Annotated in this window: 23 protein-coding genes and 1 riboswitch; of the genes, 10 read left to right on the top strand and 13 right to left on the bottom strand. The window is 39.8% G+C overall.

The window, feature by feature from the left end:
• The first annotated feature begins 13 nt into the window (after positions 1–13).
• The 3 genes from alr (at position 14) to AWM74_RS02205 (ending at position 3469) form a co-directional block, all read left to right on the top strand.
• The gene (gene alr / locus AWM74_RS02195) at positions 14–1177 is read left to right on the top strand and encodes an alanine racemase (protein ID WP_026466455.1); all 1164 of its coding nucleotides are present in this window, start codon (positions 14–16) and stop codon (positions 1175–1177) included.
• 91 nt (positions 1178–1268) lie between these two features.
• A riboswitch (Lysine riboswitch) is annotated at positions 1269–1417 on the top strand.
• 169 nt (positions 1418–1586) lie between these two features.
• Positions 1587–2477: a 4-hydroxy-tetrahydrodipicolinate synthase gene (gene dapA, locus AWM74_RS02200; RefSeq protein WP_026466456.1), complete on the top strand. Its 891-nt coding sequence runs from the start codon at positions 1587–1589 to the stop codon at positions 2475–2477.
• A gap of 122 nt (positions 2478–2599) precedes the next feature.
• Positions 2600–3469: a helix-turn-helix transcriptional regulator gene (locus tag AWM74_RS02205; protein ID WP_026466457.1), complete on the top strand. Its 870-nt coding sequence runs from the start codon at positions 2600–2602 to the stop codon at positions 3467–3469.
• 287 nt (positions 3470–3756) lie between these two features.
• On the opposite strand, the gene purB is transcribed toward AWM74_RS02205, so the two are convergent.
• Both purB and AWM74_RS02215 read right to left on the bottom strand, forming a co-directional pair.
• On the bottom strand, positions 3757–5058 hold the full coding sequence (gene purB, locus AWM74_RS02210; protein WP_026466458.1) for an adenylosuccinate lyase: 1302 nt from the start codon (positions 5056–5058) through the stop codon (positions 3757–3759).
• A gap of 146 nt (positions 5059–5204) precedes the next feature.
• A complete protein-coding gene (locus tag AWM74_RS02215; RefSeq protein ID WP_026466459.1) occupies positions 5205–6287 on the bottom strand; it encodes a tetratricopeptide repeat protein in 1083 nt (360 codons plus the stop codon).
• A gap of 396 nt (positions 6288–6683) precedes the next feature.
• On the opposite strand from AWM74_RS02215, the gene AWM74_RS02220 reads away from it, so the two are divergent.
• Entirely contained in the window at positions 6684–7616 is a 933-nt protein-coding gene (locus tag AWM74_RS02220) for a helix-turn-helix domain-containing protein (RefSeq protein ID WP_236702842.1), read from the top strand.
• A 76-nt stretch (positions 7617–7692) separates the two neighbouring features.
• Here the strand turns inward: AWM74_RS02220 and AWM74_RS02225 are convergent, their stop codons facing one another.
• Together AWM74_RS02225 and AWM74_RS02230 are read right to left on the bottom strand one after the other, a co-directional pair.
• Complete coding sequence (locus tag AWM74_RS02225) at positions 7693–8367, bottom strand: hypothetical protein (protein WP_026466461.1); 675 nt, start codon at positions 8365–8367, stop codon at positions 7693–7695.
• 75 nt (positions 8368–8442) lie between these two features.
• A complete protein-coding gene (locus AWM74_RS02230) occupies positions 8443–9375 on the bottom strand; it encodes a YitT family protein (protein ID WP_034258310.1) in 933 nt (310 codons plus the stop codon).
• Positions 9376–9587: 212 nt separating this feature from the next.
• Here AWM74_RS02230 and AWM74_RS02235 point away from each other — a divergent pair, with 212 nt between their 5' ends.
• Complete coding sequence (locus tag AWM74_RS02235) at positions 9588–10334, top strand: amino acid ABC transporter ATP-binding protein (protein WP_016896446.1); 747 nt, start codon at positions 9588–9590, stop codon at positions 10332–10334.
• 68 nt (positions 10335–10402) lie between these two features.
• Here the strand turns inward: AWM74_RS02235 and AWM74_RS02240 are convergent, their stop codons facing one another.
• Positions 10403–10942, bottom strand: a complete 540-nt coding sequence (locus AWM74_RS02240) for a GNAT family N-acetyltransferase (RefSeq protein ID WP_016896445.1) — start codon at positions 10940–10942, stop codon at positions 10403–10405.
• Between the two features lie 212 nt (positions 10943–11154).
• Here AWM74_RS02240 and trhO point away from each other — a divergent pair, with 212 nt between their 5' ends.
• Positions 11155–12123, top strand: a complete 969-nt coding sequence (gene trhO / locus AWM74_RS02245; RefSeq protein WP_026466463.1) for an oxygen-dependent tRNA uridine(34) hydroxylase TrhO — start codon at positions 11155–11157, stop codon at positions 12121–12123.
• 193 nt (positions 12124–12316) lie between these two features.
• Here trhO and AWM74_RS02250 read toward each other — a convergent pair whose 3' ends face one another.
• Genes AWM74_RS02250 through AWM74_RS02260 form a run of 3 tightly spaced genes read right to left on the bottom strand, consistent with a single transcriptional unit; the run spans position 12317 to position 15020 of the window.
• Positions 12317–13120 carry an ABC transporter ATP-binding protein gene (locus AWM74_RS02250; protein WP_060774340.1) on the bottom strand — a complete coding sequence of 268 codons (804 nt, stop codon included), beginning with the start codon at positions 13118–13120 and terminating at the stop codon, positions 12317–12319.
• Between the two features lie 15 nt (positions 13121–13135).
• Positions 13136–14035: an ABC transporter permease gene (locus tag AWM74_RS02255; protein ID WP_026466465.1), complete on the bottom strand. Its 900-nt coding sequence runs from the start codon at positions 14033–14035 to the stop codon at positions 13136–13138.
• A 22-nt stretch (positions 14036–14057) separates the two neighbouring features.
• Positions 14058–15020 carry an ABC transporter substrate-binding protein gene (locus tag AWM74_RS02260; protein ID WP_034258313.1) on the bottom strand — a complete coding sequence of 321 codons (963 nt, stop codon included), beginning with the start codon at positions 15018–15020 and terminating at the stop codon, positions 14058–14060.
• 493 nt (positions 15021–15513) lie between these two features.
• Between AWM74_RS02260 and AWM74_RS02265 the strand changes: the two genes are divergently transcribed.
• On the top strand, positions 15514–16767 hold the full coding sequence (locus tag AWM74_RS02265) for a diaminopimelate decarboxylase family protein (RefSeq protein WP_026466467.1): 1254 nt from the start codon (positions 15514–15516) through the stop codon (positions 16765–16767).
• Positions 16768–16855: 88 nt separating this feature from the next.
• On the opposite strand, the gene AWM74_RS02270 is transcribed toward AWM74_RS02265, so the two are convergent.
• Positions 16856–17890: a M15 family metallopeptidase gene (locus tag AWM74_RS02270; protein ID WP_026466468.1), complete on the bottom strand. Its 1035-nt coding sequence runs from the start codon at positions 17888–17890 to the stop codon at positions 16856–16858.
• Between the two features lie 151 nt (positions 17891–18041).
• On the opposite strand from AWM74_RS02270, the gene proB reads away from it, so the two are divergent.
• From proB to AWM74_RS02285, 3 genes are all read left to right on the top strand, one after another.
• Positions 18042–18845: a glutamate 5-kinase gene (gene proB / locus AWM74_RS02275; protein WP_026466469.1), complete on the top strand. Its 804-nt coding sequence runs from the start codon at positions 18042–18044 to the stop codon at positions 18843–18845.
• Positions 18846–18937: 92 nt separating this feature from the next.
• Positions 18938–20206 carry a glutamate-5-semialdehyde dehydrogenase gene (locus AWM74_RS02280; RefSeq protein WP_026466470.1) on the top strand — a complete coding sequence of 423 codons (1269 nt, stop codon included), beginning with the start codon at positions 18938–18940 and terminating at the stop codon, positions 20204–20206.
• Between the two features lie 98 nt (positions 20207–20304).
• Complete coding sequence (locus AWM74_RS02285) at positions 20305–21303, top strand: asparaginase (RefSeq protein ID WP_026466471.1); 999 nt, start codon at positions 20305–20307, stop codon at positions 21301–21303.
• A gap of 430 nt (positions 21304–21733) precedes the next feature.
• On the opposite strand, the gene AWM74_RS02290 is transcribed toward AWM74_RS02285, so the two are convergent.
• From AWM74_RS02290 to AWM74_RS02305, 4 genes are all read right to left on the bottom strand, one after another.
• Positions 21734–22816 carry an LLM class flavin-dependent oxidoreductase gene (locus tag AWM74_RS02290; RefSeq protein WP_081665675.1) on the bottom strand — a complete coding sequence of 361 codons (1083 nt, stop codon included), beginning with the start codon at positions 22814–22816 and terminating at the stop codon, positions 21734–21736.
• Between the two features lie 153 nt (positions 22817–22969).
• Positions 22970–23398: a PPC domain-containing DNA-binding protein gene (locus tag AWM74_RS02295; protein ID WP_026466473.1), complete on the bottom strand. Its 429-nt coding sequence runs from the start codon at positions 23396–23398 to the stop codon at positions 22970–22972.
• 191 nt (positions 23399–23589) lie between these two features.
• On the bottom strand, positions 23590–24321 hold the full coding sequence (locus AWM74_RS02300; RefSeq protein ID WP_026466474.1) for a CpsD/CapB family tyrosine-protein kinase: 732 nt from the start codon (positions 24319–24321) through the stop codon (positions 23590–23592).
• A gap of 11 nt (positions 24322–24332) precedes the next feature.
• Entirely contained in the window at positions 24333–25088 is a 756-nt protein-coding gene (locus AWM74_RS02305) for a YveK family protein (RefSeq protein WP_026466475.1), read from the bottom strand.
• Positions 25089–25181 lie beyond the last annotated feature (93 nt).

Raw genomic sequence — 25181 nt, forward strand, 5'->3', positions numbered from 1 at the left:
AGAGGTTTAAACTATGACCATTGGTTATCATCGCCCTAGTAAGGCCATCGTGTCTCTAGATGCGATTATTCATAATTATTTCGCTATTAAAAAGCATATCGGTAATAAAGCTGTCATGGCAGTTGTTAAGGCTGACGGCTATGGTTTAGGTGCCGTCAAAATAGCCGACGCCCTCCAATCTCGCGGTGCGGACGGTTTTGCGGTTGCGGTTGCGGATGAAGCTTTAGAACTAAGAGACGCTGGGATTATTGCCCCTATCATGATTTTAGGGTTGACTGATCCAGACGATGCCTGGCTTTTAGCCAATTTAGAAATTGGTGTGACAGTGTCTAGCTTGGACTATTTAAAATACGCTAAGAAACACGATAAAGACTTTTCTCGTCTTCATCGATTGAATGTCCACCTTAAAGTGGATTCTGGGATGGGGCGGATTGGCGTGCGATCTGCTGAAAAAGCGCAAAAAATCATTGATTACATTGCCAAACATCCGAAGAAATTTAAGTTGGCTTCAGTCTTTACCCACTATGCTACCGCTGATTCCTTCACTGACCATGGTAAGGACAAGGTTCAAGCCCAATCTGACTTTTTTGAAGGTTTGCTTGGTCAATTGGACTACTCAGCATTAGGGTACACCCCCCTTTTCCATCAATCAAACTCTGCCTTAAGCCTTTGGTACCCGGAAAAAACTTTGGATGCTGCGCGACTTGGCCTGGGCTTATACGGATCCATTCCAAGTATGGAAGATGTGGCGTCGCCTGTTGATTTCAAGCAAGCATTGACTTTGGAGACGGAAATTATCTACGTCAAACAAATGCATGCGGGCGATACGATTTCCTACGGGGCTGATTATGTGGCCGGTGCGGATGAATGGGTGGCTACCTTACCGATTGGCTACGCGGACGGCTGGCAAAGAAGTTATTTGGGCTTGGATGCCATTGTTGACGGCGAGCGGTGCCCGAGTGTGGGCCGGATCTGTATGGACCAGATGATTATTCGCCTACCCCATGAGATGCCTGTTGGCGCTAAGGTGACTTTAATCGGGACAAATGGCGGCCAAACTGTTGATGTAGTGGACGTTGCTAGTCATGCTGGAACGATTGCCCATGAAGTCTTGACGAATTTAGGCCAACGATTGCCCAGAGAATATACATCTAATAAGAAAAAGAAAATGAAATAACGCTTTCGAAATCTAATAGTTTTTTCATTTAACCCTTGCCTTTAGTGGATAGTCATGTTAATTTTAAACTAACGATTATACAAATAGAAAGTATAGATATAGAGGATGCGCAACCAATCAGTAGCCGATGGTGAAAGGTGGTTGTGCCGAAATGCAGATTTTCTGTGTTGGGGGTAATACCTAAAAGGGTTATCCCTGTCAAACCTTAATGCCCATTAAGGTGCGGAGCGCTTGTCTTATGCTAGGGATTAAAAACTGTTAGGGTTATTGAATGCTATCAGTATTTTTTGACACGTTTTCCTAGGTAGACATAGAGTGATGCTCTTGTCTGCCTTTTTTTATACTCAAGCTATCTGATCGTTTTTTCATAAAGACAATTACAAAGTACGAACAATATAGGAGGATTCTCATGACAATTTTTAAAGGTTCTGCGGTAGCCATCGTTACCCCTTACGATAATTCATTAGAACAAAATATCAATTACGATGTATTTGCGGAGTTGATTGAATTTCAAATTGAAAATGGTACAGATGCTATTGTCGTTGCCGGAACAACTGGTGAAGCTTCAACACAAACTGACGAAGAACAAGTTGAATTAGTAAAATTCTGCGTGGAAAAAGTCAATGGCCGTGTGCCCGTGATTGCTGGTGCTGGGTCTAATGATACTGCCCACGGGATCCAATTAACGAAAGACTGTGTAGCCGCAGGTGCAGATGCTATTCTTTCTGTAACGCCTTATTATTTAAAAACGAGCCAAGCTGGTTTATTGGCGCATTATAGTGCCATTGCAGATGCTGTAAAAACGACGCCTATTATCTTATATGATGTACCAGGACGTACAGGTATGTCTATTGCACCAAAAACATTGGCGGAACTTAAAAATATCGAAAACATTGTCGCGATTAAAGATGCAACTGGTGATTTAGCCAATGCAGTGGACGCGCGTTACCACGTTGGTCCTGATTTTGATGTGTACTCTGGAAACGACGATACGGTTATTCCATTAATGAGTTTGGGTGGCCAAGGGGTGATTTCTGTTTTGGCTAACATTGCACCAAAACAAGTACATGAAATGACTCATTATGCCTTAAATGGCGACTTTAAAAAAGCGGCTGAAATTCAAACGACTTTTAAACCGTTAATCGACATATTATTCAGTGAACCAAATCCAATTCCAATCAAAAAAGCTATGTCTATGCTTGGTTTCGATACAGGTTCAGTGCGTCTACCACTAGTCGCTGCCCAAGAGGAAACGGTGGCTGCACTAGAAGCTGAAATGAAACGATTGAATTTGCTATAGTCTTTTCAATTCTGAAGTAAATTGTGGTATATTAAAGGGTGTGTAACTTATGAGTGCACGCTCTTTCTTTTATTGCAGCTGATAAGTGATAGATTGAATATGTAAAATAGGAGTTTTGATTTATGCCAACTGGAACACTACCATTTCGAATCAAACTAAAAAAAGTTGATCAGCAAATGGTTGACATTTATAATCGTTCTTCTTTCCATCGAAACGAACTCTTGATTCCCCTTAGACCCTTCTCTATTGAGTTAGCCGACAAGAAAATTGACGTCTCTGTGCGTCAAATTGTTGTCTTACCTGAACCGATTATGAGACGGTTAATCTTACCGGAAAAAGACTGTGGTCCTCACGTTGACGACCACAAACCAACAGAAGAAAAGATATATGCCTATATTTTATCCCTAGGCGAACCTTACTTAGATGCCATTGCCAATAATTTTGTGGAAACACCTGAAGTTAAACACATTTTTGATGAACCCCATGTCTTCAGTTTCTCTTTCGTCACTTGGCAACATCTACTACAAACTTTGATTCAATTACAGTTGGAATTGAAACGACCTGAAGATAACATTCAAAAGAAAATGATCTTTAGTATTGTATCGACCATATTCCTTGAATTGTGTCGACTTTCTTCTGCTTCAAACCAAAACCGATTAGAGATGTCTGAAAGAGAAATTTTAGCCTACGAAATTAAACATTTTATTGTTGATTCCTACCGAAAAGACCTAACCCTTCAAGACATCGCAGACAAGTTCGACATTTCAACGTCAACTGTCAACCGGGTATTCCAGCCTTACTTCCATTCAACCATTTACCAATTCATCTTGGACTTGCGGTTGGGCTATGCCTATACCCTGATTGAAAATGGTTTGTCTATAACGGAGTCATGGCAAAAAGCTGGCTTTAATGATTATAGTAACTTCTATAGAGCCTTTATTAAGCATTATCATATTAGACCGCATCAGGTACCAAAAAAAGGAGACTCATAAGAATCTCCTTTTTTTTATAGATTTATAGATTTATTGATTTATTGATTTCAGTCGTCGGCTGTCTCTTTACCTATCATCGCCCTAAAACAGTGGCACCACCATCACTCCATGCTCTTTCAATGCTAAGGCATGCTAGGTGATACCAACATCGGACAAAATAGTGTTGAATCATGCTACTTGCAACAAGTTTTTTCATACATCAAACAAAAAGTTCACGGTACTTGCCCTAATCTGGGTTAAGTACCGTGAGCTTTTTTGTATACAGTCATTGCAATTTTGCTAATAATCTAATCTTCTACTAGTCCTAATTTTTCGAAAATATCCTCTACTTTTTGGATGTGGTAATGGTAGTCAAAGGCGTCATCAATAGCTGCTTGATCAAGGTGACTAGTGATTTCTTCATTGGCTTCTACAAGCCCTTTAAAGTGCTTGCCTTCGTCCCAAGCGATTGCAGTTAGAGGTTGTACTAAGTCGTAGGCTGCTTCACGTGATAAGCCTGCATCAACCAATTTTAGCAATACACGTTGTGAGTAGATTAAACCGTGAGTAGCATCCATGTTGCGTTTCATATTTTCAGGGAAGACGGTTAGTTTTTCCATGATGTTTGCGAAACGATGTAACATGTAATCTACTAAGATTGTTGTATCAGGTAGGATAATACGTTCAGCCGATGAATGAGAGATATCTCTTTCATGCCATAAGGTCACGTTTTCATAAGCAGTCATGACATGACCACGAACGACACGGGCTAATCCAGCCATGTTTTCTGAACCGATTGGGTTACGCTTATGTGGCATTGCGCTTGAACCTTTTTGCCCTTTTGCAAAGAATTCTTCCACTTCACGCGTTTCCGATTTTTGTAATGAACGGACCTCGGTCGCAATATTTTCAATCATTGTAGCAATTAAAGCGAGTGATGAAATATATTCAGCGTGTAGGTCACGTGGTAGGATTTGCGTTGAAATCTCTTGTGCGTTAATGCCTAAGTGTTCACATACATAAGTTTCAATAAATGGCGGTACATTGGCGTAAGTACCTACTGCACCAGAAATTTTACCTGCTTCAACACCGCGCGCAGCCGCTTCAAAACGTTGGATATTTCGTTTACATTCTGAATACCAACGCGCTACTTTCAAACCAAAAGTCGTTGGTTCAGCGTGAACACCGTGGGTACGGCCCATTGTAACAGTGTATTTATGTTCAAGCGCACGTGCTTTTAACACTTGCAAGAATCGGTCTAAGTCTTTACGAATTAAATCATTTGCCTGTTTTAATTGGTAACCTTGAGCTGTATCCACAACATCAGTAGACGTTAAACCATAGTGCACCCATTTACGTTCCTCGCCCAGTGATTCAGACACGTTACGGGTAAAGGCAACCACATCATGGCGCGTTTCTTTTTCAATTTCTTCCACTCGTTTTGCATCGAAAGTGGCCTTCTCACGAATGGCTTGCGCATCCTCTTTAGGGACTTCACCTAAGGCCGCCCATGCCTCTGTTGCAAGAATTTCAACTTCCAACCAAGATGCATATTTATTTTCTTGTGACCAGATTTGCCCCATTTCAGGACGGGTATATCTAGGTATCATAACATTCTCCTTTATTGCACGCGCTCAATTTTTGTACGCAACAATTATATCACAAGCCAGCTTTCTGGCAGTGATTATTTTTCGAAAAAAAAAGACGAGTCCCGCTACTGAATTGTAATTGGTCTCGTCTCTGTAATTTTTATGGCTTAATGATGGTGGTGGTCGTGATCATGGTCCAATTCTTCCATCAATAAATCAGGATGGTCAGCTTCTAGTTGGTCTAAAACTGCCGTCACTTGCGGGTCAACGTTGCCTAAAATATCTTCATAAATGGCTAAATATTCATAGGCCGCTTCATATTGGTCGTGCTCATTAAAGCGGAATGCGGCTTCTTTTAAAGCTGTTAACATATCCACTGATGGGTAGTCGTTTAAGCCCAGATCATCAAGGAAGGCTTCTTGTTCCTTACCTTCAAGGATTGCTGGCCACTCGCGGTCTAATTCTTCTAAGACCTCCAAACCTGCTCTGGCATTGTCATTTTCATTCCACATAAGGGAAATATGGTATAACGTATAAGCTTTTTCAAAGTCTTCTTTACGGTAGTAGAAGTCCCCGATTAAAGCAAAACCATAAGCTAGGTCCTCTACTCTAAGTGAGTAACTCAAGCCATTAAGAATGGTTGGGTAAGACATCCCATACTGTTCCATTTCTTGATATAGTTCCGCTAAGGCGTAGATGGTATCTACATCATATGGATTCCATAATAAGGCTTGTTGGTATGAGTCAATCGCTTCACGCCATTCATTCGCTTTAATTTGCACTTTGGCATACTCCACATACATACCCGCATAATCGCGCGTAGTTGGTGATAATTCTAAACCTGTATCATTATTATAGATAAATTGGAAAAGGTCTAGTTCATCATAAATACTTAAATTTTTAATATTTTTCTTTGGTGTGAATCGGTCGAAATCGTCTTCCATCCGGCGAATGTATAATGACATTTCAAAATTAGCACGGACTGGGTCGACTGCCGTAATGTTGCGAATGCGTTTAACGAATTCGGCATCATCTTGCATTTTAATTTCAGCAATCATTTGATTGTAATCTGCTGATTGATTCGGGAATTTTTCTGTCATCACTTCATTGAAGGCTTTAATAAAAGCTTCATCGCTGGTGTGTTTGTGGTTATCTCTTAAAATTTTAGAGATAACTTGAATGCAGTAGCTGTAATCATCAGTTGGCACAGCTTGAATTCTTTGTATAAGTTTTTCTTGGTCCTTATCCATAAGCTCGTCTCCTAAAGCAATAAATTTCAGCATAAAATAAGTTCTTCATTACACCAAAATTTATTGTACTGTTTTTTTTGTGCTATTGAAACCAAAAAGCCTTTAAAATACTCTTTCATTTTTGATTTTAAAGTTGCGCAGTGTTGAAAATTGTATTTTTCCTGACTGTTGTAAAATACTATATTGCATGAAATTAAAACTGGCATTGGTTATCAAAGGCCTCATTTTCCCTTAAATTATAACATATATTACAGGATTTTTACGGCACAATCCTTTTCTTAAAATTAAATTATAAAAACCCTTGAAACCATTTGTAGAAGTTTAGTACACTATAGACATAAGTTAAATATTGCAAAGTATAATTATATTAAGAAAGTTAAATTAGAAGGTGAACTCTTGGAAGCATTAGCGGTTAATACATTTCAGAAACATTTCTCTCTTAGCTATCATGATGAGCGACGCACCATGATGCGTAAGTCCTATAATAGTCAGGAACATTTAAACCTTAATGAAATGGATCTTGAAGAATATTCTAGCATAACATCTTCTCTGCACTATCATGACCATTATGAAATTTTAATTTACTTAGGTAACCAATGTCAGTTCATCGTGAACGATACGAGCTATACCCTATACAACGGGGATATCATGATTATCCCACCTAACGTACCTCACTTAATGTCAAGTGAAGAAGGAATCAATAACACACGTTACATCTGTATGGTACCTGAAAACCTATTGAATCAATATGCAATGGTAAATGAAAACCAAAGGGAAGATATTAATCAATTTTACAGTGAACCTGGCCACTATCGTTTAGATAAAGAAAATCTTGATAAAACTATCAATCACTTATCAAAAATCTTGACTTATAGTGACGAAGAAGTTGGCGATACAGCATTCGTGACTGCTTACCACCTATACCATTCATTGATGAATGTCTATCATGCGAAGAAAATCCCGTCTATGTCTGGTGATTATAAGGATGACAAACACTTTAGTCACATCATCTACTATATCGACCAACACTTTAAAGAATCTGACTTACAATTAGACCGGATTACACAAGTATTTGATATTTCGCCCTATTATTTATCAAAATTATTCCGTAAAGAAATGAACCAAAATTTCCATGAATACTTAATTGAAAAACGTGCAGAATACGCGGCTCAATTAATCAATAATTTGAATAATAATAAGATGTCTTTACAGGATGTATCCATTGCATCAGGTTTCGGTGATTATTCTACTTTCTACCGTTCGTTCAAGAAAGTTTATAATACTTCCCCTAAAAAATATGCACAACAAAATACACAGTCTATTCTATAGTGGCCTTATAGACGAAATAGCAGAAGCACGATACCCTAGAATTTCAATGGACATCGTGCTTCTTTTTTATCATATTTTATTCAGGTTTATCATCTTCACCATTTCTTCGAAAATCTGAAATATCGTGAATATCCCCAGAATTCAAATGGTTATCCTCTTCACTATCAATATCTTCTTCATCAGCTTTACTGTATGATGGTTCTGCCTCAGGCATATCCAGATTATAGCGGTCATGGATATTTTGTGAAAACTCTTCATAAGAAATAACTTTAACAAACGAATCTGGGGTAAAGCGTGGTCGATATGCCTCCGGGAAATCATCAAATTCTGACATTGAGAATAAGAAGCTTTCTCTTTGTTCTGGTGTTAGTGTAGTAAAATAAGCTAATGGAATCATATCGTCCGTTAAACGTTTGTTTCGTAGACGTTTAATAAAATGCACAATATTATTTAAATCATGGTAATAGGCAAAATATAGGGCTGACTGCCGTCCTTCAATTGGTGTTTGTGCATAGTTGATGAGTAAGTTTAATAAGGCTTGTTTTTCGAGTTCATTTCTTGCCTCAAAACCTTCATAAGTTGTACGAATCATGTATGGTTGGTCTAAAGCTACTTCAGCCAGTTTGGAATCATCATCGTAAATTTTTAATATACGATGCTTCGACCCATCCTTGTATTCTTTGCTAGCTACATAATAGTTTTCAATAAATCCTAAATTAATCAACTTTGAATATAGTTCATCTGTTCTCACACTAGCCCTCCGTTCGTATTGCTATCATTCTTATGATATATACCTTTATTATACATGATTATTGGAACAAAAAGGCTAATTGTTGATACTAGAATTTTTCCCTTTCAAAGCACGCGCTCTTAGTTTAGCAATTCGAGACTGTTTTCTCCTCACTTCAAAAGAGAATCCGCGCCCAGACACTTCAGATACTGGCGACACATACATAAAAGCATTCGCATCCATTTCAGTTACTTGGTTTTTCAACCGTAATAATTCTTCACGGTCAACAACTGTAGTAATCACCGCACGTGATTTCTTAGTATATCCACCCTTAGCCGTATAGATTGTTGTCGCACGGGCCAATTCTATCAAAATAAAATCGTTGATTTCCCCAGCAATTTCTGACGTAATATTCACGTTGTATCTTGCAGAACCACCAGTGATAACGCGGTCAACAACCACATTGGCCAGTAGGACCCCGATTGTGGCATACAATCCACGTTCAATCCCAAATACCAGCATATTCGCAAGCAAGATAATCATATCGGAAATCATGACCCCTGTCGCAAAGGTGATAGGGAGGTACATGTTCATTATTTTGGCAATAATATCTACCCCACCAGTTGTGGCACCGGCATTAAAAACTAAGCCGACACCAGTTGAAAGGAGGACTTGTCCCAAAATCAAGTTGACCAAGGGATCATCAGCAACTGCCCCTGTAACTGGTACAAACCGTTCGAATAAGGCATAAAAGCCTGAATAGAGGATGACAGAATACAGGGTTGTCCCACCAAACTCCTTACCAATCACCATAATCCCAATGACCAGTAAGACTATATTAATGGCAAAAAGGATCGCTGAATAAGGTAGCGGAATAAATGGTGCCAATACCTGCGCCATACCCCCAGTACCCCCACCGACAAGGGAATCAGGTACCAAGAAGAAATACAAACCAATGGTCATGCTTAAAGTCCCCAAAGTGATGATGAATAATTGCTGAATATCTATAGCTGCTAATACTTTTTTCAATTTAATACCTCTCTCTCTTGTCCAATCTAATACACAAAATATAACAAAATACCCTTGGGCAATCAATCAGCGACCCTCATTGTTTACATTACAAATTAAAGCTTGTGATAAAAGTTGACAAAGTGACAATTTCAAATTAAAATACCATTAAATTTATCAATCGAAAATATACGAATAGATGAATAAGAATTAAATCCGAGAGGGATGAGAAAATGGCTGAAACAACAGCAACTGCAAAAGTTATTGTAAATGATTTAAAGAAAAGCTTCGGTAAAAATGAGGTCCTTAAAGGGATCGACTTAACCATTAACCAAGGTGAGGTAGTTTGTATCATCGGACCATCAGGGTCTGGTAAATCAACATTCTTACGTTGTTTAAACCGTTTAGAAGACATTAACGGTGGTGAAGTTTTAGTAGATGGCACAAATATTGCCGACAAATCTATTGATATTAATAAAGCACGTCAAAATATCGGCATGGTGTTCCAACACTTTAACCTATTCCCACATTTAAGCGTTTTAGAGAATATTACCCTTGCCCCGACTGAATTAGGTAAGACACAAAAAGATGCCAGCAAAGAACAAGCTTTGTCTTTATTAGAGCAAGTAGGCTTAGCGGATAAAGCAGAAGCTTTTCCAAACTCTTTATCTGGTGGACAAAAACAACGTGTGGCTATCGCCCGCGCTTTAGCAATGAATCCTGACATCATGTTGTTTGATGAACCAACATCAGCACTTGACCCAGAGATGGTTGGTGACGTATTAAACGTAATGAAAGACCTTGCTAAAGAAGGTATGACCATGGTCGTTGTAACACATGAGATGGGCTTTGCCCGTGAAGTAGCTGATCGTGTGATCTTCATGGACGGCGGATACGTTGTCGAAGAAGGTAAACCTGAAGACATCTTCAGTAACCCACAACACAACCGTACAAAAGAATTTTTAGACAAAGTTTTATAATAAATAACGACAGAAAAAGGTATGTGATGTTTTCTATCACATACCTTTTTCTATGGTCACTTTAAATGCTATCTTACAGCACCATACAAGGCTTTGTCCGAAATACCTGAATTATTGGCTAAAGCTGCTTTTCGTAGCCCTTCATATTCGAAGTTTAAGGCTAAAGCCAGTTGTCTGTCAGCTTCATTTCGACTATCTTGATCAAAAGACAAACGGTTCATTTGCACTTCTTTAAACAAGAAATGCACAATATTTTCTAAAGCTTCCTTCGCCAAACCTTGGTCTTTATAGGCTTGACCCATACAGAAGGTTAAGTCTGCAGCCTGGGTGTCTTTATGCACTTCAGTCACTACGATTTCTCCTACCGCTTCTCCAGAAGATTTGTCTTCCACACACCATCTGTAGGTTTTACTTCTGTCCTTGCGTTTATCCCACTTCTCTAAAATGCTTTTACTATCAGAAACGGATTGGTGCTTGTCCCATGTAACAAATTCTGTATCTGCCGTATTCCCTGCCCAATTCTTGAACATGTCCTTGGCATCACTTGTTTTGAACTTACGTAACAATAGATGTTGCGTTTCTATTGTCTTGGTTCCTTTATGATTCATAACTAACCCCTACTAACGATTTACTTGAAAATTCATGTAATCGATTCATATTTCACAATCTATTATAGCATGTTTTTCTAATGTAAAAATAGGATTGTGAACTTTTTAAACATTCGAAACAAATTTAGTACTTGTTTATCCCTGGTTTATGCCTTATAATGTAATCCGTAAAAACTCGCAGTCATACCTGCAATATGATGGAGGAATAATAAATGAATAATAACGAATTCCAGGTACTACTTTACTATAAATATGTACCTATTAAAGATGCAGAACAATTCGCCAAAGACGAATTACAATTCTGTAAATCACTCGGCTTAAAAGGCCGTATTTTAATTGGTGATGAAGGGATCAATGGTACTGTATCTGGGCCAAAAGAAGCGACTGAACGCTACATGGAACATATGCATGCTATGGAAGAATTTTCTGACCTATGGTTTAAAATTAACGAAGCGGATGACTACGCACACAAAAAAATGTTCGTACGTTACCGTGAAGAAATCGTTTCTTTAAACTTAGAAGAAGATTTAAACCCTAACGAATTATCTGGTACCCACTTAGATCCAGCTGATTTCCGTGAAGCAATGTTAGATGAAGATACTGTTTTATTAGATACACGAAACGACTATGAGTATGATCTTGGTCACTTCAAAGGCGCTATCCGCCCTGATATCCGTAACTTCCGTGAATTACCTGAATGGGTACGCGAAAACAAAGAAAAATTCATGGACAAAAAAGTCCTTGTTTACTGTACTGGTGGCGTACGTTGTGAGAAATTCTCAGGTTGGATGATTCGTGAAGGTATCGAAAACGTTAGCCAATTAAACGGTGGTATTGAAAACTACGGTCAAGACGATGAAACTCGTGGCGACTTATGGGAAGGTAAAATGTACGTGTTTGACGACCGCATCTCTGTACCAATCAACCATGTTGACCCATCAATCGTTGGTAAAGACTACTTCGACGGTACACCATGTGAACGTTACGTAAACTGTGGTAACCCTGAATGTAACAAACAAATCTTAGCTTCAGAAGAAAACCAAGAAAAACATCTTGGTGGTTGTACACACGAATGTCGTGTTCACCCACGCAACCGTTACGTACAAGCTAAAGGTTGGTCTCACGATGAAATCGTTGCACGTTTAGCAGCAATCGGTGAAGAACTAACCGTAGAAGCATAATTTAGAAATCAAAAGACCGCTAGGAAAACCCTGGCGGTCTTTTTGCGTCTAAAGAAAGACGATATTATTCATGATGAGTCCTTCATCACATCTTGGTGAGCTAGTTAGCCTAACCACTAGAGACTAATTTATACTAATGATTTTGAATCACTATCATCATTTATGGAATACCATTTTATATACGGTCTCGCTCTCACCCTAGTATTAAAGCGTCATCGTTTAATGCACGTCCTGATTGTTTTTTGAACATGTCTAATAATTGTTGTACGGTTAATTGTTTCTTCTCTTCACCAGAGATATCAATCAAGATGCGGCCATTGTCCATCATCAACAAGCGATTACCCATTTGTATGGCTTGTTCCATATCATGTGTAATCATCAAGGCTGTTAATTGGTCCCGTTGGATAACTTCTTCAGTTAATTTTAAAACCATGTCCGACGTTTTAGGGTCTAAGGCTGCTGTATGCTCATCTAATAGTAAGACTTTTGGCTTTTTCAAAGTTGCCATCAATAATGTTAATGCTTGACGTTGTCCACCAGAAAGCAATCCAACTTCAGCAGTTAATCTATTTTCCAAGCTTAAGTCCAATAGTTTCAAGGCTTCTTTAAATTGTTCACGTTGCTTGTTGTTGACCCCTCGTCCAAATCCAAATGAGTGTCCGCGACGGTCTGCAATAGCCATGTTTTCTTCGATAGTTAAGCGGCTAGCAGTGCCCATCCGTGTGTCTTGGAATACGCGTGATACTAGGCCTGCACGTTTGTTGGCAGTTAGGTTAGTCACGTCTTTATCTTCAATTTTAATAGTCCCTTGGTCTACCAATAGCGAACCGGCAATGGCATTTAGGAAAGTCGATTTTCCGGCCCCGTCCCCCCCAATAATGGTGATGAAATCCCCTTTTTCTACCTTTAGGTCGATCCCTTTTAATACGTGGTTTTCGTTTGGTGTTTTAGCTTCAAATGTTTTATGTACGTTTTGTAATGTTAATACGCTAGTCATTGGTCAATCTCCTTTCTATGCTTCTTTACTTGTGATTGAATTTTTCACAACTTTTTTACCGTGTTGACGAACAGCTGGTACCCCAAGCGCTACGGCTAGGATTAAGGCTGAGAATAGACGTACATCGTTTGGATTGAAGTTTAATTCTAATACCAATAGTAATAGTAATCGGTAAATGATTGACCCTAAAACAATCGCTAATAAGCGTTTAACAAAGGTGAGGTTTTTCCCGATGGCTTCACCAATGACTACTGAGGCTAAACCGATAACCATTGCCCCAACACCCATGTTGACATCTGCATAGCCGTTGTTTTGCGCTAATAAACCACCTGATAAACCAACTAATCCGTTGGCTACCATGAAGCCGATAATCTTTGTCCAGTCAGTATTGATCCCGTTGGCTTCACTCATCATGTAGTTATCACCTGTGGCACGGATGGCTAAACCAATTTGCGTATCGAAGAACCATTTAAGTAAGGCCACGATGGCTACAACAATGATTAAACCAATAACGATAACTGCTAAAGTCTTGTCTTCAATTAATTGACGCATTTGAGTGACCAAAGTACTTTGACTTAATAATGGCAAGTTGGCTTGACCTAAAATACGTAAGTTAATAGAGTACAAACCAGTCATCGTAATAATGGATGCAATCAAAGCTGGCACTTTCAATTTCGTATGTAATAAACCAGTGATTAGTCCAGCACCTGCCCCAATGACAAATGATAGTAAGGTGGCCATCCAAGGTTCCATGGCAAATTCAAAAATTAACCGTGATACCAAGGCTGCCCCTAAAGAAAACGACCCTTCAACTGTCATATCGGCCACATTTAGGATTCGGTATGTTAAGTAAACCCCCATCGCCAATAATCCCCATAACAACCCTTCTGATATACTGCCTAAAATAACACTCATATTAAAATCCTCTTTCTTCCCTTTATTCTGCCACTTGGATGCTGTCAGGATCGACGCCCAACGCTTCCGCCATGTCTTCATTTACGTATAATTCTAATTCTTCCGCTTGCTCAATCGGCATGGTCGAAGGATCTTCACCTTCAATTACCCGTGCTGCCATTTCAGCTGTTTGACGGCCCAATTCGTAGTAGTTTAATGAATAAGTCGCTAGTCCACCATCTTCCACTTGGTCAATTGATCCAGCAACAACCGGTACTTGGTATTGTTCAGATACCGCACCAACCGTTGACGCTGCCCCTGCCATGATATTATCTGTTGGAATATATAACAGTTCCGCTTCTGACATCACAGAATTCAAGGCTTGTTGTACATCATTAGTTGAGGTGACCGTACGAATGACTGGCGTTTTACCGGCCGCTACAATGGCTGCTTCAGCTTGTTCTGCTTGAATTTGCGAGTTGACCTCACCCGTGTTGTAGATGATGCCAACTTTTTCTGCTTCAGGTTTAATCGATATTAAGAGCTCAACTTGCTTCTCAACCGGCATCTGATCGCTTGTTCCTGTCACATTTCGGCCCGAACCCTCTAGTGATTCTGCCAAACCTGCTGTTATAGGGTCAGTTACGGCTGTAAAAAGGAGTGGTTTCTCCTCTTCCGTCACGGCTAGTGCCTGAATAGTTGGCGTTCCGATACCTAAAACCAGCTCAGAATTCTTCAACAATTGTCCTGCCATTGGATACAAGTTGGCTTGCTGACCTTGGGCATTCATCCGGTGGTAAACCACATCAACACCCTCTTCATAACCCAATTCGGTCATCCCATCAATAAAACCTTGCTCCGCATCATTTAAGGAATTGTGGTCCATAATCGATAAAATACCGATATCTAAAATGCCATTATCTTCAGCATTCTCACAGCCAGCCGCAAAAATAGCTAAACTCGCTACTAATGTCACCAAGCCTTTCTTTAAGCTCAATCTTTTCATTATTTACTCCCCTTTACAATCAATCCAAAGAAAAAAGCACCTATCCAGATAAAATCTAAATAGGTGCTTATAGCGCTAAAATATCTAGCTATGCCACAATAGATTTTATCTCTACGTGGCCACTTGTTACGCAACAAAATGTTTAGCCATCATAGATACGGTTCAGTTGTTTACTGACGTTTGTATCTATGATCTAAAACAGATTTCATAAATACAAACTACCTAAAATAGCTAAAGTAAAAGCGATTATTCGTATGTAGGCTGTTCATTTTCATCAATAAAACCCCTCGAATATGGCTGTCATTCATCTAGTTGCGTCTTTCAATAGCATTATCATAGATTTAATTAAAAAAATTGTCAAGCCAATTCACATAGTTTTTTCATATTATTGCCTTTTTATAAGGTCGTTACCAGTTAAGGATTCTAAACTTGCATAAACCACCCTTTTTCTTCATAATGAGAGTAAGATTAAATTTAAAGGAGATAACAATTCATGCAAAACAAACGTCCATTTACCAGCCTGGCAAAAGTTGAAGAAATTGCTGCTGAAATCCCTACACCATTCCATTTATACGACGAAGCCGGTATCAGAGACCGCTGTCGTCGTCTGAAAAAAGCTTTCTCTTGGAACCCTAACTTCCATGAATATTTCGCTGTTAAAGCCACACCAAATCCACACGTATTGAAAATTATGCAGGAAGAAGGCATGGGCGTCGACTGTGCATCTTATACAGAACTTGTATTAGCCGACAAAGTTGGTTTCTCAGGCCACGATATCATGTTCTCATCTAACGTAACGCCAGCAGCTGACTTCAAAAAAGCAGCTGAACTTGGTGCGATCATTAACTTTGACGACATCACGCATATCGACTTCTTCAAAGAACACGTAGGCGAATTTCCAGAAACTGTTTGTATCCGTTACAATCCAGGTGGGACATTCGAAGTTGCGAACGGCATCATGGACAACCCTGGTGACGCCAAATACGGTATGACACCTGAACAAACTCGTCAAGCCTTCCAAAAATTAGCAGACTATGGCGTGAAAAACATCGGTATCCACTCATTCTTGGTTTCCGGTTCGACATCAAACGAATACTATCCAAAATTAGCACGTACATTATTTGAATTAGCGGTTGAGTTAAAAGACCAAACTGATTTAAATATCACCTTCATCAACCTATCAGGTGGTGTTGGGGTTGCTTACAAACCAGAAGAAACACCAGCAGACATCGACATCATCGGTGACGGCGTACGCCAAGCATACGAAGACATCATGCAACCAGCTGGCTTGGGTGATGTTGCCATCTTTACCGAGTTAGGTCGTTGGATGTTAGCTGAAAACGGTGGTTTAGTAGCCAAAGTCCTACATGAAAAAATCACTTACAAAGACTACCTAGGATTAGACGCATCTGCCTCTGACCTATTACGTCCAGCAATGTACGGCGCTTACCACCACATCTCTGTCTTAGGCAAAGAAGACGAAACTGCCGACCAAACATACGATGTAACAGGTGGTCTATGTGAAAATAATGATAAATTCGCTATCGACCGTCAATTACCAAAAACAAATATTGGCGACTACATCTGGATCCACGATGCCGGAGCCCACGGTGCCTCAATGGGTTACCAATACAACGCCAAATTGCGTTCAGCAGAAGTCATGTTAAAAGAAGACGGCACATTCAAACAAATCCGTCGCCCAGAAACACCAGAAGACTACTTCGCAACAATGGACTTTAATTTCTAAAAAATATATCCAGTAAAAAGCGCCCGAACATGATGTTTGGGCGCTTTTTGCTTTATTCTTTTAGTTTGTGAACAATTAAGTCAGCCCTTTAAACTAATCCTTCTTCAGTTAATGCTGTTTGATAGTTTACTAGGGCTAAGAATTCTTCTAGTGTGATTTCATATTGGGCGATATATTGTGCAGCTTCTACACCGACATATCGGTAGTGCCATGGCTCAAAGCTATACCCCGTTACCTGCTCTTTCCCTTGTGGGTATCGTAAAATAAAGCCATAATCTTGGGCATTTTCTGCGAGCCATTGAGCTGATGGTTGGTCTGCATAAGCCTCATCTAAACTGCCACCTATACCTGTCCATTCAGTTCCTAACCAGTCAAAGGCTAGTCCAGTTGAATGTTCACTGGCTTCTGCTGGGGCAAAATAAGCATTTGTTAGGTCACGCGCTTCTGATTCTGAATAGCCTTGAGCTAAGTAATCTTGAAAACCATTCTCCACATTTTGTGCTTGATATGCAATGGTCCGGTGAGCAGAAATTGTCGACAGGGTATACCCGGCACTTGCTGCTGCATCAATCAAAGCAGTATAAGCATCTGTAATCGCTGCGTTATAGGGTTTACCTGAATTTGCATAAGCAAAATCCATCACTGGTTCGGTAAGTAATGGGTTAAGTTTATTGACTAATTGATATTGTGCTGAATCTACATCAACTTCTTTAGGTAGGTCTGTCAGCAACTGGGCCATGGCTGCAGTTTCGTCCAGTTCCAGCGTAGCAGCTACATTTGTTGCGATATCCTTCACAGAATAAGTTTGGATGTCATCTGCATAGTCGGCTGAAAATTCGGCCATTTGACTGGCTTCTTCATCGGTTGTGGCGTTTGATGCGACTGGCGTGGTGATGGTTTCTGTCAACTCAGCTTTACGTGCTTCAGCTCTTTTCTCATCATCTGAAGAGGCTGCAGAGGCACTTTCTTCGGTGGTTTTTGTATCTGTAGGCTGGTTTGTGGTGGTTTCTGTTTCGGCGTTGGTCTTACTGTAGCTGATATCATAGGCAGCAAGCGCTAGAATAAAGGCCAAGACGATGGCGATGTAGGCCTTGTTAAAGTGGTTCATGTTAATTTTTGACACTTAAGTCACTCCTTGTTTTTCCCATTTGTCTATATCCCTGCCTAAAAATCGCAGGTCCTCTATGCTATAATAACAGAGTGAGATTTCAATTAGATTAAAAAAAAGTAAAACTACTTTTAATATACAAAATTTTTAGATGAGGATGAATGAGATGAATCGTGAAGGAATTTTAAGCGCGGAGAGAATTGTTGTGAAAATCGGGACACATTCTCTTTTGAATAGTCAAAATCAGATTAATTATAACCGAATTGACCGCCTAGCTTTGGCCCTTTCTACCTTAATTCAAGAGGGTAAGGAAGTAATCCTTGTAACCTCGGGTGCGATTGGTGTTGGTTCTGTCAAAATGGGCTTAACTAGCCGACCTACCGATATGGCATCACAGCAAGCGACTGCCGCTGTTGGACAAGTAGCTTTAATGAATTTATATAGTCGGTCGTTTAACTACTACAGCCAATTTATCGGGCAAATCTTGTTAACACGGGACATTATCGACTTCCCGGATTCTTACAACAACTACAAAAATGCCATGAATGCCTTATTAGGTCAAAAAATCTTACCCATTATCAATGAAAACGATGCGGTAGCGGTTGATGAAATGGACCACCAAACTCGTTTTGGTGACAACGATACCCTATCTGCCTTGGTTGCTTCGACGATGGACGCGGACTTGTTGATATTCCTAACAGATGTAGACGGCTTTTATGATGACAATCCGAAGCGAAATCCTGATGCGGTTCGCTTTGATGTCTTGCATGAGGTGACTGACGATTTAATGGATATGGCTAAGGGTGATGTTTCGGCTTTTTCAACTGGTGGAATGGAAACGAAATTAACAGCTGCTAATGAGTCTTTAAAATCCGGACAAATGACGGTGATTATGTCATCTGAAGACCCTATGCAGATTTTAGACTTAGTTAAAGGCGATTCAATTGGGACACTTTTCATGCCAAAATAAGCGAATCCAATAGCCTTTCTTAAGATAAATGGTTATAATAAATGAATACAATGAGAAAATGCTCATAATTCTAATGTAATGGAGGTACAGACATGATTGATGCACAAGGTTTAGTGAATCTTGGTAAAGCTGCAAAGGTGGCTTCACGAGAATTAGGCAAGTTGCCAAGCCAACAAAAAAATGCAGCTTTACTAGCAATGGCCAAGTCTTTACGGGATAACCAAGCGGCTATTTTAGCGGCTAACCAGGCCGATATTGAAAATACACGAGAGGCTGGTCGACGCCCCGAAAGCTTTATTGAACGCATGACCTTAACTGAAATCCGGATTGACGATATGGCCGCTGGTTTTGAAAAGGTGGCGAATTTGCCGGATATTATCGGGCAAACGGATGAAATGTGGTTTACTGAAGATGGCATTGAGATTGGGAAGAAACGTGTACCACTTGGGGTTATTGGGATTATTTTCGAATCACGCCCAAATGTAACAGCAGATGCTACTGCCCTAACCTTTAAAGCCGGTAATGCGGTCATTTTACGTGGGGGTAGCGAAACGATTCAATCCAATTTGGCTATTATTGAAGCCATTAAAGCTGGTTTATCAGAAGCTGGCGTAACAACCGATGCGGTCAACTTGATCGACAATCCTGACCGGGTTTTAGCGACTCAATTTATGCAGATGAACCAATACTTGGATGTGTTAATTCCACGTGGTGGTGCATCCTTAATTCAAAATGTCGTGAAAAATGCGACTGTGCCAACGATTGAGACCGGTATTGGAAACGACCACCTGTACGTGCACGAAGCGGCTGATTTAGAAAAGGCTTTAGCCATTTTGAAAAATGGGAAGCTGCAGCGGGTTTCAGTATGTAACGCTTTAGAAAATCTACTAGTCGACGAAAAAGTCGCGGAAGCCTTTTTGCCACAAATTGTTGAATCCTTTAAAGCAGACAAGGTCGTGGTGCACGGAGACCAAAGAACGCGGGAAATCTTGCAAGGGAAAATCGATATCTTACCTGTAAATGAGGAAGATTATGCGACGGAATTCTTGGCTTATGAAATTGCGATCAAGGTGACTTCTGGCTACAATGAAGCGGTTGAACATATCCAAACTTATTCATCTGCCCATACGGAAGTGATTGTAACCCAAGACTACTCTATAGCTCGTCAATTCGTGGATGATATTGATGCTGCTGCAGTGGTTGTTAATGCCTCATCTCGCTTTACAGATGGCGATAAATTTGGTTTCGGTGGCGAAATTGGGATTTCAACTCAGAAATTGCATGCCCGCGGACCAATGGGTATTGAAGCTTTAACGACTTATAAATATGTGATTTATGGCGACGGGCAAATCCGTCAGTAATCACCATACGATAACAGAAACGTGCGTACTGGATGATCCTATCTGGTACGCTTTTTCGTGGTATAATGGGCGTAAATATTTTTAATAAGGAGCATTTCATGACCAAGCGCGTTTTATTTATACTGACTGGTGGGACCATTTCGGCTCAAGATTCTGACCATGGACTTGTTGCTGGGACCATCAACCAAGAACTAACTGAAATTCTAGCGTCTTCTGGATTAGACTTTACTTATCATGCAGTCAACCTGTTGTCTATCGATTCAACTAATATGCAACCGAAAAATTGGCTACAGATGGCCCAAGTGATCCAGGACCAATACGAAACCTATGACGGATTTGTTATAGTTCACGGGACAGATACCATGGCTTACGGCGCTGCTGCCCTATCTTACCTGGTTCAAAATAGCGCCAAACCGATTGTCTTTACTGGGTCTCAAGTGCCCCTGTCAAAAATTGGCAACGATGGCGTGAAAAATATTCTAGACGCTGTAACCTATGCCATTTCTGACCAAGCTTACGCTATATCAATTGTATTCCATGGAGAAGTTTTGCTGGGCACCCGGTCACGCAAAGTACGGTCTCGGTCTTACCAAGCTTTTCAAACCATAGATTTCGCCAACCGGGCAGTTGTCCGGTCACAAAGGGTTTTACCTATCTTAAACCAATCTAGTGATTTAGGGCCAGTTAAATTCTACAACCAACTGAATCCGCGCGTGGGTTTGATTAAATTAACTCCCGGCCTTCCAGCTCAAGTCATTGAAGCCTATTGTAACTTGGTGGATGTCATCGTTATTGAAGGTTTTGGGATTGGTGGGATTCCGCAATTAACCGCTCTCGATTATGCAGGGCAAATTCGGGCAGCCGTTAACCAAGGAAAATATGTGATTTTAACCACGCAGGTCCCGATGGAAGGGTCTGATTATGAGGTCTATGCAGTTGGTCAGTCAATTCTAGGGGAAAAGCATATTATTGAAACAGCCAATATCACCAGCGAAGCCCTAGTCATGAAGGCTATGTGGGCACTTGGGAATTCGGAAGATTTTGACCAGTTCAAAGCTATGATTCAACGTCCCGTTGATTATGACTATCTGAAGTAGAAAAATAACAGGTGTACCTTTTTGATCTAATTGGGTGCACCTGCTTTATTTATTTGGGTATTTTTTTTGATCGATTTAGATTTATTGGTAGCTTTATCCGTATTTATTTCCTTGCCTGTCTTCATAAGTGTAAGAACGAACCATGTATAATTCTTTATCGTATCCTGGTACATAATTAGGTGATGCACAAATACCATTTTCGTCAACCTTATTTGAATATTCACTTTGCAGATGTTGTTGTAAGTCCTTATGATGAGAATTATACAGCAAAAAGATAACGGTTTTAATAGTGGTTTGTATTCTTTTACACAAAGAAAAAGAGCTGAATTTGTGATTTTCAGCTCCTTGTAATTTTATATATTCATAATGTTAGATTGCAATCGTTGATTTAAACTAGTTGTTTTTCGAATTTTTTTCAATTCAGGAATCACTAGTTTTTCTTAGTATATTTCTTCACTTCAGGAATGACCTTTTCACCTAGTAAATCAATGGTCCGTTTGATTTTATCTATCGGAACGCCACCCATATCAATTTGGCCGATATACCGGTCCATACCATAGACTTCATATTGGTAGATCAATTTATCAACAATCATTTCTGGACTTCCTGCCATCATGGTGTCTTGAACCGACCGGGCTTGTGCAAATTGTTGTTTAGGGAAAATAGACCCATTTGAATGTAAGAATGATGATTTTACATGGGGGTAGAATTCCGCCAAAGCTTCTTGACCTGTAGGGGCAATATACATAGGGCTAGCTGTAGTTAAAGGATAGGTTGTTGGGTCTATACCTAGATTGGCTAATTCTTCATGATAGGCCTCTACAGCCGGATAAAAGGCCATAGCTGGTCCAGCCAAAGTAGTTAGGACCATCGGGATACCCGCACGTCCTGCTTTCACTGCAGAAGCGGGTGATCCACCAACCCCGCGCCAAATTGGAATGAAGTTGTCTTTTGGTTTAGGGTAAATTTCCGCCTGGTTTAAACGGTGGCGGAATTGCCCTTCCCAAGAGATTTTTTCACCCTTTTCAACTTGCTGGTTGATGTAATTTAATAATTCAAATTTTTCTTCGAACAATTCTTCATAGTTGCGTAATTCATAACCTAATAGTTCAAATAAACCAATTCGAGAGGCACGACCACCTACTAATTCAACTCGACCGTCAGAAATTAAATCTAAAGTAGCGAAGTTTTCGTAAATTCGAACCGGGTCAGATGTCGACACAACAGTTGATGAAGAGGATAATTTAATCTTACTCGTCGCTTGGGCAATAGCCCCTAAAATGACTGCATGGGCTTGAGAGACAAAATGCTCTTGGTGAGATTCACCAAGGGCAAAAATATCTAAGCCTGCTTGTTCAGCGTGCTGAGCTGTTTCGATTAATTCTTGAACTCTTTTTTGTTCCCCTACCCCTTGGTTGGTATGTGGGTTGGGGGCATAATCACCTAAAGAATACAGGCCAAATTGCAAGCCTTCATTTGGTTTAAAACCAAACTTCTCTTTCATTGTTGTCATCATTATTCTCCGTTCATTTTTGAATATTTTTTTAGATAGCTCTATTATAATTTCAAATCCGAATTAACACAAGATTTTAGCTTACAATTTGTTAGTTAGGAAACTTTCTGTTAGTAAGACACCATTCATTTTCCAATCAGACGAATAAAGACCTTATTTATTGAAATCGAACAAGTTCAAGCCGGTTTCTGCTTCGTCTTTAGACCGTTCCACTTCACCAGAAATCATATGAACAAAAATTTCACCGGTACCTGAAATAATGGCTTCGTTCAAGTGACCACCAACTACTGACCCATCTGCACGACCAAATGTAGCATGTAGGTGGTTATATTGTTCGCCGTCCATCATCGACATATTGCCATTCAATGAAGTTAACTCTAACTCTTCACTTAATTCGTTAGGACTGTATGAACGCTCTGCCACATTGTATAGGCTGTATTTCACCTGGTCACAAGCGCCAATCCCTTGAACAGTTGCTAAAGATATTTTCTCACGCTTAGCTAATTCTGCCAAGGTAGTAATAATCTCTTCGCCTCTATCAAGTCGTACAACTAACACATCACCAAATCGTCTATAATCCATTCGTACATTCTCCTTTGCCGAAATTCACAAGTTATTTTACTTCTCCGACTAGGATAACACACTTAGAATCAAAAGCATTATCAAAAGCCATACCAAAAACCAATCGAAATCCCTGGCCGTCTTGACTAAACCGATTCGCAAGCGCAAAAAAAGAGATAGACCCGAAAGCCTATCCCTTAGTTTGAAATCTATTATTTGCTTGTTTCGCTTTGACCATAACCATAACCGTAGCCTAATTTATTGGCATCTTCACCGTTATATACGGCACCGATCACGTTGGCGTTCACCACGTCCAATAAATCTTTTGTTTTGCGTACTTCGTTTTTGTTAGCAATTCCTGAACGCACAACCACAATCACGCCATCTACACGCGTTGCAACAACTTGTGCATCAGTAACAGCTAGAATTGGTGGTGTATCAAAAATAACTAAGTCAAACATTTCTTCTAATTCGCCGATTAATTCAGCCATACGGTTTGAACCTAATAGTTCAGACGGGTTTGGCGGAATTGGACCAGCTGCTAAAATGTAAATATTTGCATCTGCAACATAGTTTACAGTATCCATGATGTTTGCATCACGGTCTGTTAGTAAACTTGTCAAACCAACAGTTGTGTTGATATTGAATGTTTTGGCTACTGTTGGTTTACGTAAATCAGCGTCTACTAATAAGACACGCAAGCCTTGTTGCGCCATTACAGCAGCAATATTGGCTGTAACAGTTGATTTACCTTCCCAAACACCAGATGATGTGAACATGATTGATTTAAAATCATGGTCAACCATTGAGAATTGGATATTCGTACGGATTTGACGGAACGATTCAGAAATGACGTCATTTGGTTGCGTAACAGTAATTAAACTAGCGCCTCGGCGTTGTTCTGCATTCATCTTGTCAAAATGTTTTCTTTTATTCTTAAACAAAATTGAACCTCCTAGACACGACGACGGTTTCTAGAACCATCTTTGACTGCATTACCTTTGAAGCGCGTATCTTCAACTTTACTTTTGTCCATTTGTGGAATAGTTCCTAATAAAGTCCAACCAAGCTCTTCAACGATATCACTGCTCTTAACTGAATTATCTAACATTGCATTTACTAATTGTAATACAACACCGACAATCAATCCTAATAATGCACCAATGATGATGTTTAAAATCACGTTTGGTGAAGTTGGCGATTGACCAGGTTCAGCTGGGGTTACAATCGAAACGTTCTCTATTTGTAACACTTGTTGTACAACTTCAGAGAAAGATACAGCAATTGCGTTGGCTAAGTTAGCAGCAACATACGGTGATTCATTTTCTACAGAAATGGTAAATAGTAATGAATCTGAATCCATAGAAACTGTAACGTTTTCTGCTAATTCAGTAGCCGTCATACCTTCTGCTTCAGGTACCTCTGCAATGGCGGGATCAAGCACTAATGGACGGCTTACCAATGATTGGTAAGTGTTTAAAAGTGTCAAGTTCGCTTGTAGGCCTGATTGAGTGATTGTATTTTCTGTAGTAGCGGTAGCAGCGTTATTCACAACAATATCTGTCGTAGATGTATATTTTGGTGTCATTAAGAAAAATGTCACTAAAGCTGCTAATACAATCCCAATAACAGTGGTTGAAATAATCTTCCAAATATTCGCAGTAAGAATATTCAGTATCTCAATTAAAGAGATTTCTTGGGTGTCGTTCATCTCGTCCTCCTCGAGCAAATATAATGCACATTATTTACTTCCTATTTGAATATAATATCATAACTATGTCAGTCTACCATACCAGTTTTTAAA

Origin of the sequence: Aerococcus urinaeequi (genome assembly GCF_001543205.1) — a bacterium.
In the GTDB taxonomy this organism is placed as follows: domain Bacteria; phylum Bacillota; class Bacilli; order Lactobacillales; family Aerococcaceae; genus Aerococcus; species Aerococcus urinaeequi.